Consider the following 18,722-nt stretch of genomic DNA (forward strand, 5'->3'; position numbering starts at 1 on the left):
TGACTTACTGGCGAGCCGAGAGCGAGAAGCGCGCGACCTGACCGTTGTGCGCCGGCAGGAACAGCGCGCTCAGGCCGAAGCCCGGAGCCGCGAGGCCGGTGAACGGGCGCACGCCGGTGCCGGCCGGGCGGTTCAAGTAACCGGCGCGACCCGAGTTGTAGGCGAGCGTCTGCGACGTGGTGCCTGCACCGACTTCGACGCTGGTGCGCACGATCGAGCTGGTGGCAGCGTCGACGCTTGCCACCGTGTGGCTCACCGACGTGGTGACGGCCGCAGCCACCAGGTTGCCGTCGACGTGCATCGACCAGTTCGCGTAGGTGTCGCCCACCGACGGCAGGGTCAGCACGCGGCGCTTGACGCCGATCGTCGGCTCGCCTGAATCGGTGAGCCCCACCAGGAGCACGTCACCGTTGCCAGCGCGGTAGGCGTAGACGGTGTCTGACCACTGGTCGGGATCGGCTGCGCCGGCGGCCCAGGTGAAGCTGCCGTTGCTGTTCTTGCTGAGCGCTTCGGCGTAGCCGCTGTCGATCGGCGTGCAGGCGGCCTCGGCCACGCTGAGGGCGTCCTCCCAGCAGCGGAAGGCGTTCACCGCACCGCTGGCCGTGACCGTGGCATAGCCGCCATAGGCCGCGAGCGGGTTGCGGTCGACACCGAGGAAGGCGTACTCGCCGGCCAGGTCGGCGACCGACAGGTCCTGCACCGGCAGGGCGATCATCATGCGAGCCACGCCGCGATCGCCCGTGCCCACGGTGTCGTCGTCGGCGCCGACCATGTGGCGAATCACGATCACCCCGGCCGGCGACACCACCGCTTCACCCTCGGGCAGCGTGTAGCGGCAGGTGCCGTTGGCGGTGAAGGCCATGGTGTCGTTGGGGGAGAACGTGGCGGTCAAGGTGTCGGCGTTGAAGCTCATGTCTTCGTAGGCGGTGCTCGGCGCCGTCGCGGCACCGTTCGACGCAGCGATCTTGATGATGCGGTAGCTGGTGCTGCGCAGCGCGTCGCAGTTGGCGGCCTTGGGACGCAGCAGCAGGTTGGCCGGCAGCGCCGAGGCCGGCGCAGCCACTTCGGTGCCGGGGCCGCTGCCGCCAGCGGTGTTCACCACGGTCTCGGTCAGCTGCGCGAGCGTCGTGCCGCTGCTGGTGAGTGCGGCGCCGAGCGCATCCAGCACACCGTCGTAGCCCGCGCCGGTGCCGGCGGCCAGCGTGCCGCTCACCATGTCGGCACTCGCAAGTGCGGCGGTGTCGAGGCCGGCGGCGGTGAGCGTCGCGATGACTTCCGTCTTTGCGGCGTTGATGTTGGTGGTGGTGACGGTGCTGTTGAGGGAGGTGGCATCGGCCGCCGCCATGAACGTGGCCGGGTCCTGGCCGGTGAGCTGCGCGACGAGCAGCTCCGTGACCGGCGTGACGTTCGAGGTAGCGCTGCTGCCGCTGCCGGTGGCCACCGAGTGCAGGACCAGGCCCGCATCGGCGCCGGTGCCGGTGGCCTCGAGCACGCAGGGCAGCACGCCGCCGGTGATCGTGAGGCTGTAGGTGCCGGTGCCGCTGGTGGTGGCGGGCGAGGCGGTGCCGGCCGCGCACTTGGCGGTGACGGTGGCGCCAGCCAGTGCTGCGCCCTTGGCGACCACGCCGCTCAAGGACAGCGAGCTGCTGCCACTCGGGGCCGGGGTCGATTCGCTGGGCGAGCCGCCGCAGGCGACGAGCAGGCCGGCGGTGGCCATGGCGATGACGAGATTCAGGTGCCGCATGTGTGTTTGCTCCGTTGAATGCATGACTCGTGACGAGTGACGGCAGCTTGCCGGTCGAGGGTCCGTGGAGGCTTCGACCAAACAGCCGATGGCCGACGCCGTCATGCGCAACAGATCACGCTCGCACATCACTTGATGCGGGCGCTTGGGCTGCAGGGCGGGGCAGAATCGTTCGGCCATGCAGTACCCCATGAAGACGCTTCTCATCGACGACCACCCGCTCTTCCGCGAAGGCCTCGCGCTCCTGATGGCCAGTGCCTTTCCCCAACTCGACATCCGCCAGGCCGACAGCATCGGCCAGGCCCTGGAGCGGCTGCAGGGCGAGGCCGACATCCGCCTCGTGCTGCTCGACCTGGGCCTGCCCGACAGCAGCGGCACGCTGAGCCTGCGCCGCCTGCGCGAGGCGGCACCCGAGGTGACGGTGGTGGTGCTTTCGGCCGACGAGACGCCCGAGACGGTGCTCGGTGCCATCGACGAAGGCGCGGCCGGTTTCATCCCCAAGACCTCGCAGCCGGGCGCGATGCGTGCGGCGCTGGAGACGGTGCTGGCCGGGGGCGTCTACCTCCCGCCGCGCGTGCTGGGCCTGCGCACCGAGGCGCCTCCCGTCGAGACGGTGCTCGGCCTGTCGCCGCGCCAGCTCGACGTGCTCAAGCTCCTGATCCACGGCAAGTCGAACAAGGTGATCTGCCGCGAGCTGGAGCTGTCGGAATCGACGGTGAAGACACACCTGGGCGCGATCTTCCGCAAGCTCGACGCCAACTCGCGCACGCAGGCCGTGGTGGCCGCGGCGCGGTTGGGGCTGCGGCTCAGCTGAGTTCGCTCAGCTCGAACACGCCGAGCCCGGCGATGCGCCCGATCGCGGCGAGCAGCTGTTCGGCCGGGAAGGGCTTGTGCAGCACCGGGATGCCGCTCGCGCTGAAGGTGGCGATGTCTTCGGGCGCGGTGTTGCCGGTGACCATCAGCACCGGGATCGGCCCGCAGGCCGCCCGCACTGCGTCGATGACCTGAAGGCCGTTGCCCACCGGCAGGCGGTGGTCGGTGAGCAGCAGATCGGGCAGGAAAGGCCGGTCGGCCAGCCACTGCTGCACGGCGGGCAGGCCGTCGAGCGCGGTGACCTCGGCGCCCCATGCCTCCAGACGCGAGCTGAGCGCGACCCGCACGGTCTCGTCGTCGTCGACCAGCAACACCCGCTGGCGGACGAGCGGGCGCACCGCGCCCGGCCTCACCGCTGCCGCCGGCAGCGCGGGCGCGGCGGGCAGGAGCAGGCCGAAGCACGAGCCGCGGCCCGGCTCGGAGCGCAGCTCGATGCGGCTGCCGAGCAGGTGCGCGCAGCGGGCCACGATGGCCAGGCCCAGGCCGAGGCCGAGCGAGCGGTCGCGGCCGGGGTTGTCGAGCTGCACGAATTCCTCGAACACCTCGGCCTGGCGCTCGCGTGCGATGCCGCGGCCGGTGTCCCACACCTGCACGCAGACCTGGCCGGCCTGTCGGCGCGCGGCGATCAGCACACCGCCGCGGTCGGTGTAGCGCAGCGCGTTGGCCACCAGGTTGCGCAGCAGCTGGTCGAGCAGCAGCGGGTCGGCGCGCACGCTGAGAGTCGTGGGGTGCACCCGCAAGCGCAGCCCCTTGGCCTGCGCGGTGGCGGCCTCGGTGGCGGCGATGGCGTCGAACACGCCCTGCAGGCCCACGCCTTCGAAGCGCGGCTTCACCACGCCGGAGTCGAGGCGCGAGAGATCGAGCAGGCCTTGCAGCAGCTTTTCCATCGCCATCACGGCGTCGTGTGCGCGGTCGATCAGGCGCCGCACGTCGAGGGCCTGCACCTGCTCGCGCACGAGGCCGATCAAAAGGCCGATGGCCACCACCGGCTGGCGCAGGTCGTGGCTGGCGGCCGCGAGGAAACGGGTCTTGGCCGCGTTGGCCGCCTGCAGCGCGGCGGTGCGGTCGGCCACCCGCTGCTCCAGCTCGGCGTTGAGGCGCGACAGGCCCTGCTGCGCATTCACCAGCCGCGCCACCAGCCCCCATGCGGCCGACACCAGCAGCAGCACGCCGCTGTAGTGCGACAGGTAGTAGGCCTCGTAGGGCAGGCGGCTGCCGAGCAGCAGCCCGTCGCGCGCCGACAAGGCGAGGAAGGTGAGCGCGGTGGCCGCCATCAACGCCGACTCGGTGCTGCCATCGCGCCAGCCCTTGCGCAGCAAGAGCCACAGCAGCGGGAAGTAGAGCGCGAAGCCGGGCAGCGCGAGCCAGCGCAGCATGGGTTCCACGAAGCCGGCCGAGGGCAGGCTGTTGGCCAGCGCATAGACAACCAGCGCCACCTTGAAGCCGCGCCACGAGGTGCCGGTGAAGCGCAGCACGAAGAGCCCGAAGAAGGCCGCGAACCACGCATGGCCGCCGCGCACGAGCGTGGCCCAGGCGTCGATCGGCACCGGCAGCTCGTTGAGGTAGAGATTGCTGTTGCGCGCCGCCCAGGCGAGGGTCGCGAGTGCGAACCAGAGGTACATCGGGTCGCGCCGTGTGCGCACCCACAGCAGCAGCATCAGCAGGCCGCCCACCAGTGAGACCACGCTGGAGATCAGCGCCCCATCCTTCTGCCACAGGTTGCGCCAGGTGTAGATGGGCACCAGCGCGTGCTGCGGCGCGAGCTGAACATGCGACAGGCCGGCGCGGTAGCGCGGCAGGCCCTGCACCTGGATCTCGAGCAGGTTGCCCTCGGCGCGGAGCAGGCCGCTCGGCAGCACGAGCAGCAGCGGCGCGTTCCAGCTGAAGGTGTCCTGCGGGCGGGTGCTGCGCCCGTCCCACAGGCGCGAGCCGTTGAGCCACACCTGCCCGCTCGTCGCGAGACGCGGGATGAGCACCGCCGGGTCGTCCACCGCCGCCGCGCTGAAGGGCACGCGGTACCAGACGGCGGGCGGGCCGTCGGGTCGCGTCTCTTTCCAGTTGTCGGGCAGGCGGGTGGGCTGCCACCCGCTCGCCTGGGCCGGCGGGCGCTCGCTCGTCGACACGAGCGACTCGGCCACGTCGAGCCGCTGGCCGGGCCAGCGCTTCACGTCATGCGTCAACGCATCGGCCCACCAGAGCGAGAGCAGCAGCAGCCCGAGGCAGGTGAGAGGCAGCAGCGCGCGGCGCCACGCGTGGCGCAGGGGAGAGATCGGTGCGGTGTCGGCAGGCAAGGGCGAAAGGCTCATGGCGGCACGCAGTATCCGGCGCGTGCCGCGAGGCTGATCGATGGATCAGAACACCGATTTGGTGAAGGTCGTGGTGGGCGCGTACTGCTGGTAGCCCGTGCCGAGGCTGCCCCAGTAGTTGTAGCCCACGCCGTAGATCTCGCCGGCTGCGTTGGCGACGAGCGTGATGCCCGCGCCCGCAGCCACCATCGTCCAGGCGGCGCTGCTCACCTGATGGGGCGACCAGGCATCGACGGTCGTGCCGTCGGCCAGCTGGCCGAAGTTGTTGTGCCCCCAGGTCCACAGCGTGCCGTTGGCCTTGGTCGCGGCCACGTGGTTGTCGCCGGCCGAGATGTGGGTGTAGAGCCCGGGGATCTGCACCGGCGCCGGGCGCGAGGTGGTGGTGCCATCGCCGAGCTGGCCCTTGTCGTTGCTGCCCCAGGCCCACAGCGTGCCGTCGGTCTTGAGGGCGTAGCTGGACTGGAAGCCGGTCGCGATCTGCGCCACGCCGGTCATCACCTGCACCGGCGTCTGCGCGTCGCTGCCGGAGGGTGTGGACTGCACCGTGCGGCCGAGCTGGCCGGCCGTGTTCTGCCAGCCCCAGGTCCACACGCTGCCGTCCTGACCGAGCGCCAGCGCATGGGCGTAGCCCATTGCGACCTTGCTGAAGCCGCTGCCGACGTTCTGCGGCCGGTAGTACGGCGCGGCGGCGTTGATGCGCGAGCCCCAGTGCCACAGCGTGCCATCGGAGCGCACCGCGGTCGTGAAGCTGCCCGACGCGAGCGAGGTGAAGCCGCCCACCACCGCCACCTGCGTGGGTGTGGTGCGAGCGGTGGTGGAGTTGTCGCCGAGCACGCCGGAGGTGTTGTCGCCCCAGCCGTAGGCGTACACACCCGGGCCGTAGGCGAAGCTCGTCTTGTAGCCCACGGCGACGCGGTCGAAGTCGGTGCCGAGCGCGCTCACCTCCATCGGCGTGAAGACGATGCTGTAGCCCGTGGCCTGCGGGCCGAGCTGGCCGATGTCGTTCAGGCCCCAGCTCCACACGGTGTTGTCGGTCTTCACCACGACCACGTGGGCCGCGTTGGGGCTGGTGTGGATGGCCTTGATCTGCGAGACGGGCGGTGGGGGTGGCGGGGGCGGTGTGCCAGCGCCACCCGAGCCACCACCGCCGCCCGATGACCCCCCGCAACCGGCCAGCACCAGGGGCACCAGCGCCATCAGCGCCACGACGCGGCGGCGCACCGCAGGGGTTGTGTTCATCTCAGCTTCATCCTCAGCGTGAATGCGGGCGGCACCTGCGCGCCTGCTGCAATTCATTCTGGAGAGAGCCGCTTGCCGCACCCATCGACCAAACGGCCGAAGCGGCGCCATGCCGCACGCGCAAGCGTGACGCAGTGCTCAGCGTGCGAGCAGCATCGCGTCGCCGTAGCTGAAGAAGCGGTAGCGCTCGGCGACTGCATGGCGGTAGAGCGCCATCACCCGCTCGTGGCCGGCGAAGGCACTGACCAGCATCAAGAGCGTGCTCTTGGGCAGGTGAAAGTTGGTGACGAGCACGTCGACCACGCGGAACGTGAAGCCCGGGGTGATGAAGATGTCGGTGTCGCGGCTGCCGGCTTGCAGCGTGCCGCCGCGCGCGGCCGATTCGAGCGCACGCAAGGTGGTGGTGCCGACCGAGACGACACGGCCGCCGGCAGCGTGCGTCGCGTGGATCGCATCCACCGTCGCCTGCGGCACCTCGAACCACTCGCTGTGCATCTTGTGCTCGGCGATGTTGTCGACGCGCACCGGCTGGAAGGTGCCGGCGCCCACGTGCAGCGTGACACTCGCGCTGCCCACACCACGCTCGCGCAACGCGGCCAACACACCCTCGTCGAAGTGCAGCGCTGCGGTCGGTGCGGCGGCGGCGCCGGGCTTGGCGGCAAACACCGTCTGATAGCGGCGCTCGTCTTCCGCATCGTCGGCATGCGTGATGTAGGGCGGCAGCGGCACGTGGCCGTGGCGCTCGATCAGCGCGAAGGGCTCGGACGGAAAGCGCAGGTGGAAGAGCGAATCCTCCGGCCCGCCGCGGCCCAGCATCTCGGCCTCGAAGTGGCTGGCGCCATCGCCGCTGGTGAATCGCACGACCGCGCCGGCCTTCGGCGACTTGCTCGCGCGCAGGTGCACGAGCACCTCATGGTTCGGCAGCACGCGCTCGACCAAGGCCTCGACCGCCCCGCCGGTGGCCTTGGCGCCGAGCAGGCGTGCCTTGATGACGCGGGTGTCGTTGAACACCAGCAGGTCGCCTGCCTTCAGCAGCGAGGGCAGCTCGCGAAAGATGCGGTCGACGGGCGGCGTGTGCGTGCCATCGAGCAGGCGCGAAGCGCTGCGTTCGGGCGCGGGGTGTTGCGCGATCAGCTCGGGCGGCAGCTCGAAGTCGAAATCGGCGAGTCGCAGGGAAGATGAGGCGGAAGACATATGCCGCAAAATTGTCCCATGCCCCCCGCCACCACCACGCCCGCACGCCAGGAGAAATCGGCTCCGCAGCGGGCGATGGAAAAGCTGGGCCTGGTGCGCGACATCGACCTCGCGCTGCACCTGCCGCTGCGCTACGAAGACGAGACCAAGCTCACCGCCATCGCCGACCTGCGCGACGGCATGACGGCGCAGGTGGAAGGCATCATCACCGAATGCCAGGTGCAGTTCCGCCCGCGGCGGCAGCTGGTGGTCAAGCTGAACGATGGCGGCGACGAACTCTTCCTGCGCTTCCTGCACTTCTATCCCAACCACCAGAAGACCCTCGCCGCCGGCAACCGGGTGCGCGTGCGCGGCGAGGCGCGAGGCGGCTTCTTCGGGCTGGAGATGGTGCACCCGGGCTTCAAAGGCGTGGACGAAGAAACGCCTCTCGCCACCGCGCTGACGCCGGTCTACCCGACCAGCGCCTCGCTGCCACAGGCCTACCTGCGCAAGGCGGTGGCCTCGGGCCTGAAACGCGCCGACCTCTCGGAGCTGGTGCCGCCGGCGCTGCTGCCGCGCGGCAGCTGGGCGCTGAAGGAGGCGCTGAACTTCCTGCACCACCCGGCACCCGACGTGAGCCTCGCCACGCTCGAAGACAAGACCCACCCCGCGTGGCAGCGGCTCAAGTTCGAGGAGCTGCTGGCGCAGCAGATCTCGCAGCTGGAAGCGAAGAACGAGCGGGCGCTGCAACGCGCGCCGCGTTTTGCGGTGCAGCGCGGTGGGCTGCAGGAGCGGCTGCTGGCCGCCCTGCCCTTCGCGCTGACGAGCGCGCAGCACCGCGTGGTCGAAGAGATTGCGCAGGACCTGCAGCGCGAGATCCCCATGCACCGGCTGCTGCAAGGCGATGTGGGTTCGGGCAAGACGGTGGTGGCCGCGCTCGCCGCCGCCATCGCCATGCACAACGGCTGGCAGTGCGCGCTGATGGCGCCCACCGAGATCCTCGCCGAGCAGCACTTCCGCAAGCTGGTGCAGTGGCTGGAGCCGCTGGGCATCCAGACCGCGTGGCTGACCGGCAGCCGCAAGGGCAAGGGCCGCCGCGAGATGCTGGCGCGCGTGGCGTCGGGCGAGGCGCAGCTCGTGGTGGGCACGCACGCCGTCATCCAGGACGAGGTGCAGTTCGCCAAGCTCGGCCTCGCGATCATCGACGAGCAGCACCGCTTCGGCGTCGCGCAGCGGCTCGCCCTGCGCGAGAAGCTGCAGGCGCAGTCGCTCGAGCCACACCTCCTGATGATGAGCGCCACGCCCATTCCGCGCACGCTCGCGATGACGCTCTTCGCCGACCTCGACATCAGCACCATCGACGAGCTGCCGCCCGGCCGCACGCCCATCGTCACCAAGGTGTTCAGCGATGCCAAGCGCGACAACGTCATCGCCACCATCGCCGATGAAGCCGCGCGCGGCCGGCAGGTCTACTGGGTCTGCCCCTTGATCGAAGAGAGCGAGAAGCTCGACCTGCAGAACGCGACGGCCACGCACGAGCAGCTGAGCGCGGCGCTCGCCGGCCACCACGTCGGCCTGCTGCACGGCCGCATGCCGGCCGCCGACAAGACGGCGGTGATGGATCAGTTCAAGGCAGGGGCGATGCAGGTGCTGGTGAGCACGACGGTGATCGAAGTCGGTGTCGACGTGCCCAACGCCAGCCTGATGGTGATCGAGCATGCCGAGCGCTTCGGCCTCTCGCAGCTGCACCAGTTGCGCGGGCGCGTGGGGCGCGGCTCGGTGGCGAGCGTGTGCGTGCTGCTCTACACCTCGCCGCTGTCGGACACCGGCAAGTCGCGCCTGAAGGCGATGGCCGAGACGCAGGACGGCTTCGAGATCGCGCGGCGCGACCTCGAGATCCGCGGGCCGGGCGAATTCCTCGGCGCACGCCAGTCGGGCGCCCCGCTGCTGCGTTTTGCCGACCTCAACGAAGACGCGCACCTCGTGCCACCCGCCCGTGCCGCCGCCGAGCGCTGGCTCGCGAGCGAGCCACAGCGCGCCCGCCAGCACGTGGCGCGCTGGCTGGGCAGCAAGGCCGAATACCTGAAGGCCTAGAGAGCCGCCTCGGCGTCGATGTGACGTTGGTCCTTAGGCAAAGCCGCGCACGGGGACTAGATTTCCGCTCGCGCCGTCGTGTGGCGCTTTGGAGTCACGCATGAACCTCGTCCAACGTGTGCAGGACATCCTGCTGCGCCCCACCACCACCTGGCCGGCCATCGAGCAGGAGCCGGCCGACGTGGCCTCGCTCTACACCCGCTACGTGCTGATCCTCGCCGCCATCCCCGCGGTGGCCGGTTTCATCGGCATGACGCTCATCGGCGTGGGCGGCTTCGGCATGCACATCCGCGTGCCCTTCATGTGGGGCCTCACGAACATGGTGGTGAGCTACGTGCTCTCGCTGGTGATGGTGTTCGTGATCGCGCTGATCGTCGACGCGCTCGCCCCCAACTTCGGCGGCACCAAGAGCCAGATCAACGCGCTCAAGCTCGTGGCCTATGGCGCGACCGCCGGCTTCGTGGGCGGCATCTTCGGGCTGATCCCGTCGCTCTCGGTGCTGGGGCTGCTGGCGGCGCTCTATTCGATCTACCTCGTCTACACCGGCTTGCCGGTGCTGATGAAGTGCCCGCCCGGGAAGGCGGCGGGCTACACCGCGGTGGTGGTGGTGTGCGGCATCGTCGCAGGCATCGTGATCGGTGCGATCTCGGCGGCCGTCACGCCCTCGCGCGGCCTCGGCCGCATGGGTGGCATGCACGGCGAGCGCGACGTGACCATCACCACGCCCAAGGGCGAGGTGACGCTCGACACGAGCAAGCTCGACGAGATGGCCAAACGCATGGAAGAGGCCGGCAAGCGCATGGAAGCGGCGCAGAAATCAGGTGACAGCGCCGCGGCCGGCAAGGCGATGTCGGAGATGGTGGGGGCGATGGCTGGCGCCACCGGCGAAGCACTACCGCCGCAAGAGCTGAAGGCCTTGCTGCCGGAAAGCCTGGGCTCCCTGCGACGTGATTCGATCGAGGCGCAAAGCAACCAGGCGATGGGCGTGGCCGGCTCGTCCGCCAAGGCGCGCTACACGGATGGCTCGCAGCGGGTGGACCTCAGCATCACCGACCTCGGTGGCATGGCCGGGATCGCGGCGCTGGCCGGCTGGGCCGGCACCACGCTCGACAAGGAAACCGACACCGCCATCGAGCGTGTCTACAAGCAAGGCAACCGCACCGTGCGCGAGAAGCACCGCAAGGACGGCAGCCACGGCGAAGTGACGGTGCTGCTGGCCAATGGCGTGGTGGTCGAGGCCGATGGCCGCAAGGTGGAGCCCGCCGCGCTCAAGGCCATCGTCGAAGGGCTGGACCTGGCGCGGCTCGAATCCATGAAGCGCCCCGCCAAGTCCTGAAGCGGCTCAGCCGCCGAAGTGCATCTGGTACTTCGCGCCGTCGGAGAAGAGGCACGCGCCGGTGCCCATCATCGGGCCGGTGATCAGGTATTCGCACTGCACGTTGACGCCCTTGGCGCCGTAGGCATTCGCGATGCCGCGCCGGCCGCTGAAGCTGCGCTGCGGGTTGGCACCCAGCACCTCGGTGTGCACACGGCCGAAGGCGGCGTAGCCGGCATCCACGCGCGAAGCTTCGCCCTGCAGCGCGTCGCCCAGGTAGCTCAGGGTGAAGGTGCCGCGGCCGGTGTTGTTGTCCATCACCACGGCGGTCAGCATGCCGCCCTTGTTGGCTTGAGGGTTGAGGGGGTAGAGCCGGGCGCTCAGGACCGTGGGCTGGGGTGGTGCCGGTGACGCGGGTGGGGTGATGATGGCCACGCTGGCCGGCTGCGAAGCGTCGCGCGGCACCGGGTAGGGCTGGCCGGTGCGCGGGTCGATCGGCACCACGTAGCAGGCCGACAGGGTGGCGGCCGCCAGGGCGGCCACGGTGGCAGAGACGAGAAAGCGCGCTTGACTCATACGGTTTTTCCAGGCGCGGCACATGCCGCGGCGGGAGAATCCGCGAAGCGCCCTCGCCCCTCAAGCGGGAAGTGATGCGGTATCGCAAGGCGATCCCAAGGGGCGCATGACGCGGCACATCGGCTCCGCTATCCTGCGCACCATATGACCCTCACCGAGCTTCGCTACATCGTGGCCGTCGCCAGAGAGAAGCACTTCGGCCGTGCCGCCGAAGCCTGCTTTGTGTCGCAGCCCACGCTGAGCGTGGCCATCAAGAAGCTGGAAGAAGAGCTCGACGTGAAGCTCTTCGAGCGCGGCGCCAACGAGGTCAGCGTGACGCCGCTTGGCGAAGAGATCGTGCGCCAGGCGCAGTCGGTGATCGAGCAGGCGGCCAGCATCAAGGAGATCGCCAAGCGCGGCAAGGATCCGGTCTCGGGGCCACTGCGGCTGGGCGTGATCTACACCATCGGCCCCTATCTCCTGCCCGACCTGGTGAAGGCCGCCATCGAGCGGGTGCCGCAGATGCCGCTCATGCTGCAGGAGAACTTCACCGTCAAGCTGCTCGACATGCTGCGCACCGGCGAACTCGACTGCGCGATCATCGCCGAGCCCTTCCCCGACACCGGCCTCGCGGTCGCCCCGCTCTACGACGAGCCGTTCATGGTGGCGGTGCCCGTTTCGCACCCGCTCGCCAAGCGCCAGCAGATCGCCGCCGAAGAGCTGAAGAAGGAGACCATGCTGCTGCTCGGCACCGGGCACTGCTTCCGCGACCACGTGCTCGAGGTCTGCCCCGAATACGCGCGCTTCTCGAGCAACGCCGAAGGCATCCGCAAGAGCTTCGAAGGCTCGTCGCTCGAGACCATCAAGTACATGGTGGCCTCGGGCATGGGGGTCACGGTGGTGCCGCAGCTGAGCGTGCCGAAAGACCCGCAGCCGCATGTGCACTACGTGCCCTTCAGCGAGCCGGTGCCCACACGCCGCGTGGTGCTCGCGTGGCGGCGCACCTTCACCCGCTACGAGGCCATTGCCGCGCTGCGCAACGCCATCTATGCCTGCCCGCTCGAAGGCGTGCAGCGCGTGTCCTGACCCCTCCCGTCCACCCACCACGACCATGGCCAAGAAGACCAAGACCCCCACCCCTCCTTCGGCAAAGAGCGCGAGCGCGCCGCAGATCAACATCGGCATCGGCGAGAAGGACCGCAAGGCCATCGCCGACGGCCTGTCGAAGCTGCTGGCCGACACCTACACGCTCTACCTCACCACGCACAACTTCCACTGGAACGTGACGGGGCCGATGTTCAACACGCTGCACCAGATGTTCATGCTGCAGTACACCGAGCTGTGGAATGCGGTCGACCCGGTCGCCGAGCGCATCCGCTCGCTGGGCTTCGCCGCGCCGGGCTCGTATGCCCAGTTCGGCGCGCTCGCCTCGATCAAGGATGCGCCGGCCACGCCACCCAAGGCGATGGACATGGTGCGCATCCTCGTCACCGGCCACGAGGCCGTGGCGCGCACCGCGCGCAGCATCTTCCCGCTCGCCGACAAGGCCGGCGACGAGCCCACCGCCGACCTGCTCACCCAGCGCCTCACGGTGCACGAGCAGACGGCGTGGATGCTGCGCAGCCTGCTGGAAGAGTGACCCGCATGGCCGCGCCGATTCCCGTGACCACCCGGGTGGCCATCGTCACCTTCGATGGCTTCAACGAGCTTGACTCGTTCATCGCGCTCGGCCTGCTCAACCGGCTGCGGCCCCACGGCTTCACCGCCGAGATCACCGGCCCCGGGCTCAAGCTGACCTCGATGAACGGGGTGACGGTGGATGTGCAGCAGCCGCTCGAGTTCGCCAACGAAGCCGAGGTCGTGCTCTTCGGCAGCGGCATCTACACCCGCGCCATCGCCGAGAACGCCGCGCTGATGGACCGCCTCACGCTCGACCCGCTGCGCCAGCTGATCGGCGCGCAGTGCTCGGGCACGCTGCTGCTCGCGCGGCTCGGCCTCATCGGCAACATGCCGGCCTGCACCGACCTCACCACCAAGCCCTGGGTGGTGCAGGCGGGCGTGCGCGTGGTCGACGAACCCTTCCACGCGCGCGGCCCGGTGGCCACCGCCGGCGGCTGCATGGCCTCGCAGTACCTGGCCACCTGGGTGATGCTGCTGCGAGCCGGCCAGCAGGCCACCGAACAGGCGCTGCACTACGTGGCGCCCGTCGGCGAGAAAGAGGCTTACGTGCAGAAGCTGATCAGCGTGGTGCAGCCCTTCGTCGCCGAGCCGCTGCGCCCCGATACCCCGCTGACCCCCTAGAACACGCATTCCCCCTAGAACCGCGTGATCCCCCTAGATCACATGAGGATCGCAGGTTAGGCGCTTCCTAGACTGACTCTGCGTGCCCTGTCGAATGGCAGCGCGCGGTCACCAGCCACAGGGAGACTCCATGACCACCTTCACCCGTTCATTGGCCGGCTTGCTGTCGGTCATCGCACTGTCGGCCATCACCACCAGCGGGGCACGGGCCCAGGCGGTGACCAAGCAACCGCCGAGCTTCACGCCCTTGCCCACCGAGCTCATCGGCGTGAGCCCGAGCGACCCGAGGCTCACGCCGATCCAGCGCGACAACGTGCTGCGCTTCAACATCGTCGACAAGCTCGACCTGCTCGACCGCGACTTCAACGTCAAGGTGTGCCTGCCCTCGCCGCCCACCTCGCCCGCCGACATCGACCCGCACCGCTCGCTGATGGTCCACGACCTGTCGACACTCACGGCGCGCGACTTCTCGCTCAAGCGCACGATGGACCAGCTGGCCTCGCAGGTGGTGGCGCAGGTGCCAGGCACCACGGGCGCATCGATCTTCCGGCAGTTCTGGGACACGCAGAACCCGGCCGCGCAGGCGCTCACCACCAGCCCGCGCTGCAGCGATGCGGGGGGCACGCTCAACGGCCTGCCGCACGCCTGCCGGCCGCGCAACTCGGGCGAGGAAGGCAACGAGGCCGTGGGCAGCGATGCCACCATCAACAACCGCATGAACGGCTCCTTCGACCGCTTCAGCGGCTACGTGCCCCTCGCGCTCGTCAACCGCCTCGACCTTGCGCACGAAGGCTGGCGCAATTGCGGCGAGTACCGCATCGTCTACGGCGAGCTGCTGGCCCTGCCCGGCGCGCGCAACCTCATCATCTTCGAAGGCGTGCTGCCCAACCCCACGCCCGGTTGTCGCAGCGGCTGCAAGCCGGTGATGCAGATGTGGAAGTCGCTCTCGGCGATGAGCTCGGCAAGCGACCGCGCCACCAAGCTCGAAGAGTTCTTCTACACCGGCCTGCCCGGCTTCCGGCCAGTGGTGCACGTGGACCACTACAGCAGCAAGGGCGTGACCGGCACCTATGGCGGCTCGGGCAGCGGGCAGATCCGCACCAACCAGTTCGCGACGACCTCGCGCTGGATGCTCAAGGAATTCAAGACCGTGCTCAACTGCAGCAGCACGCCGTGCAAGTTCGAGATCGTGCCGATCCCGGTGAAGGTCAACCCCTGGGGCACGCTGTGGAACGAGGACATCACCAACACGCCAGCCAACCCCTTGAGCCCGGCGGCCCTGGCCTTCCAGAACAGCGCCCTCGGGCAGACCGCCCTGCTCGGCGACCCGACGTTGATGCGCATTGGCTACTCCGTCTCGCCGACGCACAACGCGCCACAGAGCTTCTCGCAGGCGCCGGCCTCGCCCTTCCTCGCCACGCCCTCGTCGCTGCCGCCGTTCGACGTGTGGCATGACCAGTACCTGACGCAGTTCAACGCCGCAGTCGGGCCGATCAACACCTTCCGCACCGGCTTGCAGGGCGGCGCTGCCGTGCACGGCCTCACGGCCACCCAACTGGTGAAGCGCGCCACTGCGCAGAGCTGCGCGGGCTGCCACCAGCCGTCGGCCTTCGGCCTGCTCTCCGCCAACAGCATCGGGCCCGCACTCACACCGACCGGCACCACCGTCACCAGCTGGCCCAACTCGCTCGGTAACTTCGTGCACGTGGAAACCTCGCCCGCCGCGCTGACGGAGCTGTCGACCCCGGCCTTCGCGAGCAACCTGGGGCATGCGCTCTCGCCGGCCTTGCGCGATGTGTTCCTGCCCGATCGCAAGAACTTCCTCGTCGATCAGCTGAACGCGATCACCTGCCCGTGCACACACCGCTTCACGACGCTGGCCACCGAGCTGCGCGAGCCCGCCTTCAAGCGGCAGAACGCACTGCTGGAGCAGCTCGTGCCGCAGGCCACCGCATGGCAGAGCTTGCTCTCGGAGCGTCTGGCACGCAGCCGCACGCTGACACTCGCGGAATCGCTGAAGCTCGATGCGCAACGCGCGTCGATCAGCGAGCAGCAGGAGAAGTCATTGGCCGAGATGCGCAAGGCGTTGGGCATGCCGTCGATCGCCATCGGGCCCGCGTCGCAGCCGGTGACACGCGAGGTGGCGCTCGAGCCCGCCCGGCGCACGACCTCGGGGTCGTTCCGCACGCACTGAGGCGGCGGTGATGAGGCCGCTGCTTACTGCGGCGGCGTCACCGACCAGCGGCGCTGCACTTCGCCCGCGCCGTTGACACTTTCGAGGTGCACGCCGAAACCCCACAGGCGTGCCACGTGCTTGAGCACTTCGTTCGCGCCCTCGTGCAGCGGCCTGTCGTTGTGCTGTGCGTGGCGCAGCGTGAGCGAACGGTCGCCGCGAAGGTTCACGTTCCACACCTGGATGTTGGGCTCGCGCGCGCCGAGGTCGTACTGGTGCGACAAAGCTTCGCGCACACGGCGGTAGCCGCTCTCGTCGTGGATGGCGGCCACTTCCAGCTCTTCTTCCTTCTCGTCGTCGAGGATGGAGAAGAAGCGGAACTCGCGCATCAGGTTGGGTGAGAGGTACTGGCCGACGAAGCTCTCGTCCTTGAAGTTACGCATCGCGTGGTCGAGCGTTTCCAGCCAGTCCTTGCCCGCGATGTCGGGGAACCAGTGGCGGTCTTCCTCGGTCGGGTTCTCGCAGATGCGCTTGATGTCGGTGTACATCGCGAAACCGAGCGCATAGGGGTTGATGCCGCTGTAGTGGCGGTCGGTCACCTTGGGCTGGTAGACGACGTTGGTGTGCGACTTCAGCCACTCGATCATCATGCCGTCGGTGAGGTGGCCGTCGTCGTACATGGTGTTGAGCAGCTTGTGGTGCCAGAAGGTGGCCCAGCCTTCGTTCATCACCTGCGTCTGGCGCTGCGGGTAGAAATACTGTGCGACCTTGCGCACGATGCGCACGATCTCGCGCTGCCACGGCTCGAGCAGCGGTGCGTTCTTCTCGATGAAGTACAGCAGGTTCTCCTGCGGCTCTTCCGGGAAGCGGCGGGTGGCGGTTTCTTCCGCGGCCTTCTCGGCCTTGCGCGGCAGCGTGCGCCACATCTCGTTGACCTGCTGCTGCGCGTAGGCCTCGCGGTCCTTGCGGTCCGACAGCTCCTGCGCGAGCGACTTGCGGCTCGGGCGGCGGTAGCGGTCGACGCCGTGGTTCATCAACGCGTGGCAGCTGTCGAGCAGCTCTTCCACCGCGTCGAGGCCGTGGCGCTCTTCGCATTCGGCCACGTAGTTCTTCGCATAGACCAGGTAGTCGATGATCGACGCCGCATCGGTCCACATGCGGAAGAGGTAGTTGCCCTTGAAGAAGCTGTTGTGGCCGTATGCCGCGTGGGCGATCACGAGGGCCTGCATGGCCATCGTGTTCTCTTCCATCAGGTAGCTGATGCAAGGGTTGCTGTTGATGACGATCTCGTAGGCGAGGCCCATGTGGCCGCGCTTGTAGTTCTTCTCGGTGGAGATGAACTCCTTGCCGTAGCTCCAGTGGCGGTAATTGACCGGCATGCCCACTGAGGCATACGCGTCCATCATCTGCTCGGCGGTGATGATCTCGAGCTGGTTGGGGTAGGTGTCGAGGCCGTAGCGCTCGGCGGTCGCCTTGATGACCTCGTGGTAGCGCTCGATCAATTCGAACGACCAGTCGGAAGGCGACGGCAGCGGCTCATGCGTGCGCTTGGGCGCCACGAGGTCGCTCGCACGGCGGCGTGGCGACACGCTCCATTGCTCCTTGCGTCGTTCGTCGCCCCAGGGTGCGTCGATGGGTGAGTTCATGTGGCCGCCCCCTCCTTCTTGAACAGCTGACGGAAGACCGGATAGATCTGCGAGGCCTCGGTCACCTTGCGGATGGCGAAGTCCTTGGCGTCCTGCGCCAGGGCCGCGTACTCGTCCCACAGGTTCTGCTCTTCCTCGGCCACCTGCACATAGGCGAAGTAGCGGCACAGCGGCAGGATGTTGTTGGCGAGCAGCTCGCGGCAACGGCCGCTGTCGTGGTGCCAGTTGTCGCCGTCGCTCGCCTGCGCGCCGTAGATGTTCCACTCGCTGGTGGGGTAGCGCGCCTTGGCGATCTCTTCCATCAGCACCAGCGCGCTCGACACCACGGTGCCGCCAGTCTCGGTGGAGTGGAAGAAGTTGTGTTCGTCGACCTCCTGCGCCTGCGTGTGGTGGCGGATGAAGACGATGTCGATCTTCTCGTAGTGGCGCGTGAGGAAGAGGTACAGCAGGATGAAGAAACGCTTGGCCAAGTCCTTGCGGGCTTCGTCCATCGAGCCCGACACGTCCATCAAGCAGAACATCACCGCCTTGCTGGTGGGCACCGGCGTGCGCACGCGGCTGCGGTAGCGCAGGTCGATCGGGTCGAGGTAGGGAATGCGTGCGAGGCGGGCTTCGAGGGCTGCGATCCGCTCGGTCAGCTCGGCCACCTTGGCATCGAAGCCGGGCTTGTCTTTCACCTCATCGAGCTCGGCCTCCAGCTCGCGCAACTCGCGGCGCGATTCGTTGCCGAGCGCGATGCGCCGGCCGATGGCGCCGCGCATGCTGCGCACCACGTGCAGGTTGTTGGGCGTGCCGTCGCTGCTGTAGCCGGCGCGGTGGGTCTTGTACTCGGGCGTCTCGGCGAGCACGGTGCGCGTGAGGTTGGGCAGCGCCAGGTCGTCGAAGAAGACCTGCATGAACTCTTCCTTGCTGAGGTGGAAGACGAAGTCGTCGTCCCCCTCGCCGGAATCGCTCGCCTGCCCGCCGCCGCCCCCACCGCCGCCGCCTTTGGGCCGCTCGATGCGGTCACCGCGCACGTAGTCCTTGTTGCCGGGGTGCACCATCTCGCGCTTGCCACCCTGGCCGTGGCCGAACACGGGCTCGGCGATGTCGCGCTTGGGGATGTGGATGTCTTCCCCTTGCGCGAGATCGCGGATGCCGCGCCCATCGACCGCACGCTTCACCGCCTCGCGGATCTGCTCCTTGTGACGGCGCAGAAAGCGCTCACGGTTGCCGATGGACTTGTTCTTGCCTGCCAATCGCCGATCGATGATCTGCTGAAGCATGCTGGCCTTTCCAGAACTACCCACGCTCACCTGCTCGG

General features: G+C 68.8%; 14 protein-coding genes. 7 read left to right on the top strand and 7 right to left on the bottom strand.

Annotation, left to right across the window (positions count from 1 at the left end; all coding sequences use genetic code 11):
* Positions 1 to 4: 4 nt before the first annotated feature.
* The gene (locus tag RXV79_RS25815) at positions 5 to 1,744 is read right to left on the bottom strand and encodes a hypothetical protein (RefSeq protein WP_316701024.1); all 1,740 of its coding nucleotides are present in this window, start codon (positions 1,742 to 1,744) and stop codon (positions 5 to 7) included.
* A 190-nt stretch (positions 1,745 to 1,934) separates the two neighbouring features.
* Here RXV79_RS25815 and RXV79_RS25820 point away from each other — a divergent pair, with 190 nt between their 5' ends.
* Positions 1,935 to 2,558 carry a response regulator gene (locus RXV79_RS25820; RefSeq protein ID WP_316701025.1) on the top strand — a complete coding sequence of 208 codons (624 nt, stop codon included), beginning with the start codon at positions 1,935 to 1,937 and terminating at the stop codon, positions 2,556 to 2,558.
* Here RXV79_RS25820 and RXV79_RS25825 read toward each other — a convergent pair.
* From RXV79_RS25825 to queA, 3 genes are all read right to left on the bottom strand, one after another.
* Complete coding sequence (locus RXV79_RS25825; protein ID WP_316701027.1) at positions 2,551 to 4,923, bottom strand: ATP-binding response regulator; 2,373 nt, start codon at positions 4,921 to 4,923, stop codon at positions 2,551 to 2,553. The two genes, RXV79_RS25820 and RXV79_RS25825, sit on opposite strands and share 8 nt — an antisense overlap.
* A gap of 45 nt (positions 4,924 to 4,968) precedes the next feature.
* A complete protein-coding gene (locus RXV79_RS25830; RefSeq protein ID WP_316701029.1) occupies positions 4,969 to 6,162 on the bottom strand; it encodes an RCC1 domain-containing protein in 1,194 nt (397 codons plus the stop codon).
* Positions 6,163 to 6,300: 138 nt separating this feature from the next.
* A complete protein-coding gene (gene queA, locus RXV79_RS25835) occupies positions 6,301 to 7,356 on the bottom strand; it encodes a tRNA preQ1(34) S-adenosylmethionine ribosyltransferase-isomerase QueA (protein ID WP_316701030.1) in 1,056 nt (351 codons plus the stop codon).
* A gap of 18 nt (positions 7,357 to 7,374) precedes the next feature.
* Between queA and recG the strand changes: the two genes are divergently transcribed.
* Both recG and RXV79_RS25845 read left to right on the top strand, forming a co-directional pair.
* The gene (gene recG / locus RXV79_RS25840; RefSeq protein WP_316701031.1) at positions 7,375 to 9,429 is read left to right on the top strand and encodes an ATP-dependent DNA helicase RecG; all 2,055 of its coding nucleotides are present in this window, start codon (positions 7,375 to 7,377) and stop codon (positions 9,427 to 9,429) included.
* A 100-nt stretch (positions 9,430 to 9,529) separates the two neighbouring features.
* Complete coding sequence (locus RXV79_RS25845) at positions 9,530 to 10,765, top strand: Yip1 family protein (protein ID WP_316701032.1); 1,236 nt, start codon at positions 9,530 to 9,532, stop codon at positions 10,763 to 10,765.
* Positions 10,766 to 10,771: 6 nt separating this feature from the next.
* Here RXV79_RS25845 and RXV79_RS25850 read toward each other — a convergent pair whose 3' ends face one another.
* Entirely contained in the window at positions 10,772 to 11,320 is a 549-nt protein-coding gene (locus tag RXV79_RS25850; RefSeq protein ID WP_316701033.1) for a hypothetical protein, read from the bottom strand.
* Between the two features lie 144 nt (positions 11,321 to 11,464).
* On the opposite strand from RXV79_RS25850, the gene RXV79_RS25855 reads away from it, so the two are divergent.
* From RXV79_RS25855 to RXV79_RS25870, 4 genes are all read left to right on the top strand, one after another.
* Entirely contained in the window at positions 11,465 to 12,385 is a 921-nt protein-coding gene (locus RXV79_RS25855; protein WP_316701034.1) for a LysR substrate-binding domain-containing protein, read from the top strand.
* Between the two features lie 25 nt (positions 12,386 to 12,410).
* The gene (locus RXV79_RS25860) at positions 12,411 to 12,938 is read left to right on the top strand and encodes a Dps family protein (protein ID WP_316701035.1); all 528 of its coding nucleotides are present in this window, start codon (positions 12,411 to 12,413) and stop codon (positions 12,936 to 12,938) included.
* A 5-nt stretch (positions 12,939 to 12,943) separates the two neighbouring features.
* Positions 12,944 to 13,600: a type 1 glutamine amidotransferase family protein gene (locus tag RXV79_RS25865; protein ID WP_316701036.1), complete on the top strand. Its 657-nt coding sequence runs from the start codon at positions 12,944 to 12,946 to the stop codon at positions 13,598 to 13,600.
* A gap of 130 nt (positions 13,601 to 13,730) precedes the next feature.
* Complete coding sequence (locus RXV79_RS25870) at positions 13,731 to 15,794, top strand: hypothetical protein (protein WP_316701037.1); 2,064 nt, start codon at positions 13,731 to 13,733, stop codon at positions 15,792 to 15,794.
* 23 nt (positions 15,795 to 15,817) lie between these two features.
* Here the strand turns inward: RXV79_RS25870 and RXV79_RS25875 are convergent, their stop codons facing one another.
* A complete protein-coding gene (locus RXV79_RS25875; RefSeq protein WP_316701038.1) occupies positions 15,818 to 17,419 on the bottom strand; it encodes a SpoVR family protein in 1,602 nt (533 codons plus the stop codon).
* The gene (locus tag RXV79_RS25880) at positions 17,416 to 18,684 is read right to left on the bottom strand and encodes a YeaH/YhbH family protein (RefSeq protein WP_316701039.1); all 1,269 of its coding nucleotides are present in this window, start codon (positions 18,682 to 18,684) and stop codon (positions 17,416 to 17,418) included. Before RXV79_RS25880 ends, RXV79_RS25875 begins: the two co-directional genes overlap by 4 nt.
* Between the last annotated feature and the right edge of the window lie 38 nt (positions 18,685 to 18,722).

Source organism: Piscinibacter gummiphilus, from assembly GCF_032681285.1.
GTDB classification, from domain to species: Bacteria; Pseudomonadota; Gammaproteobacteria; order Burkholderiales; family Burkholderiaceae_C; genus Rhizobacter; species Rhizobacter gummiphilus_A.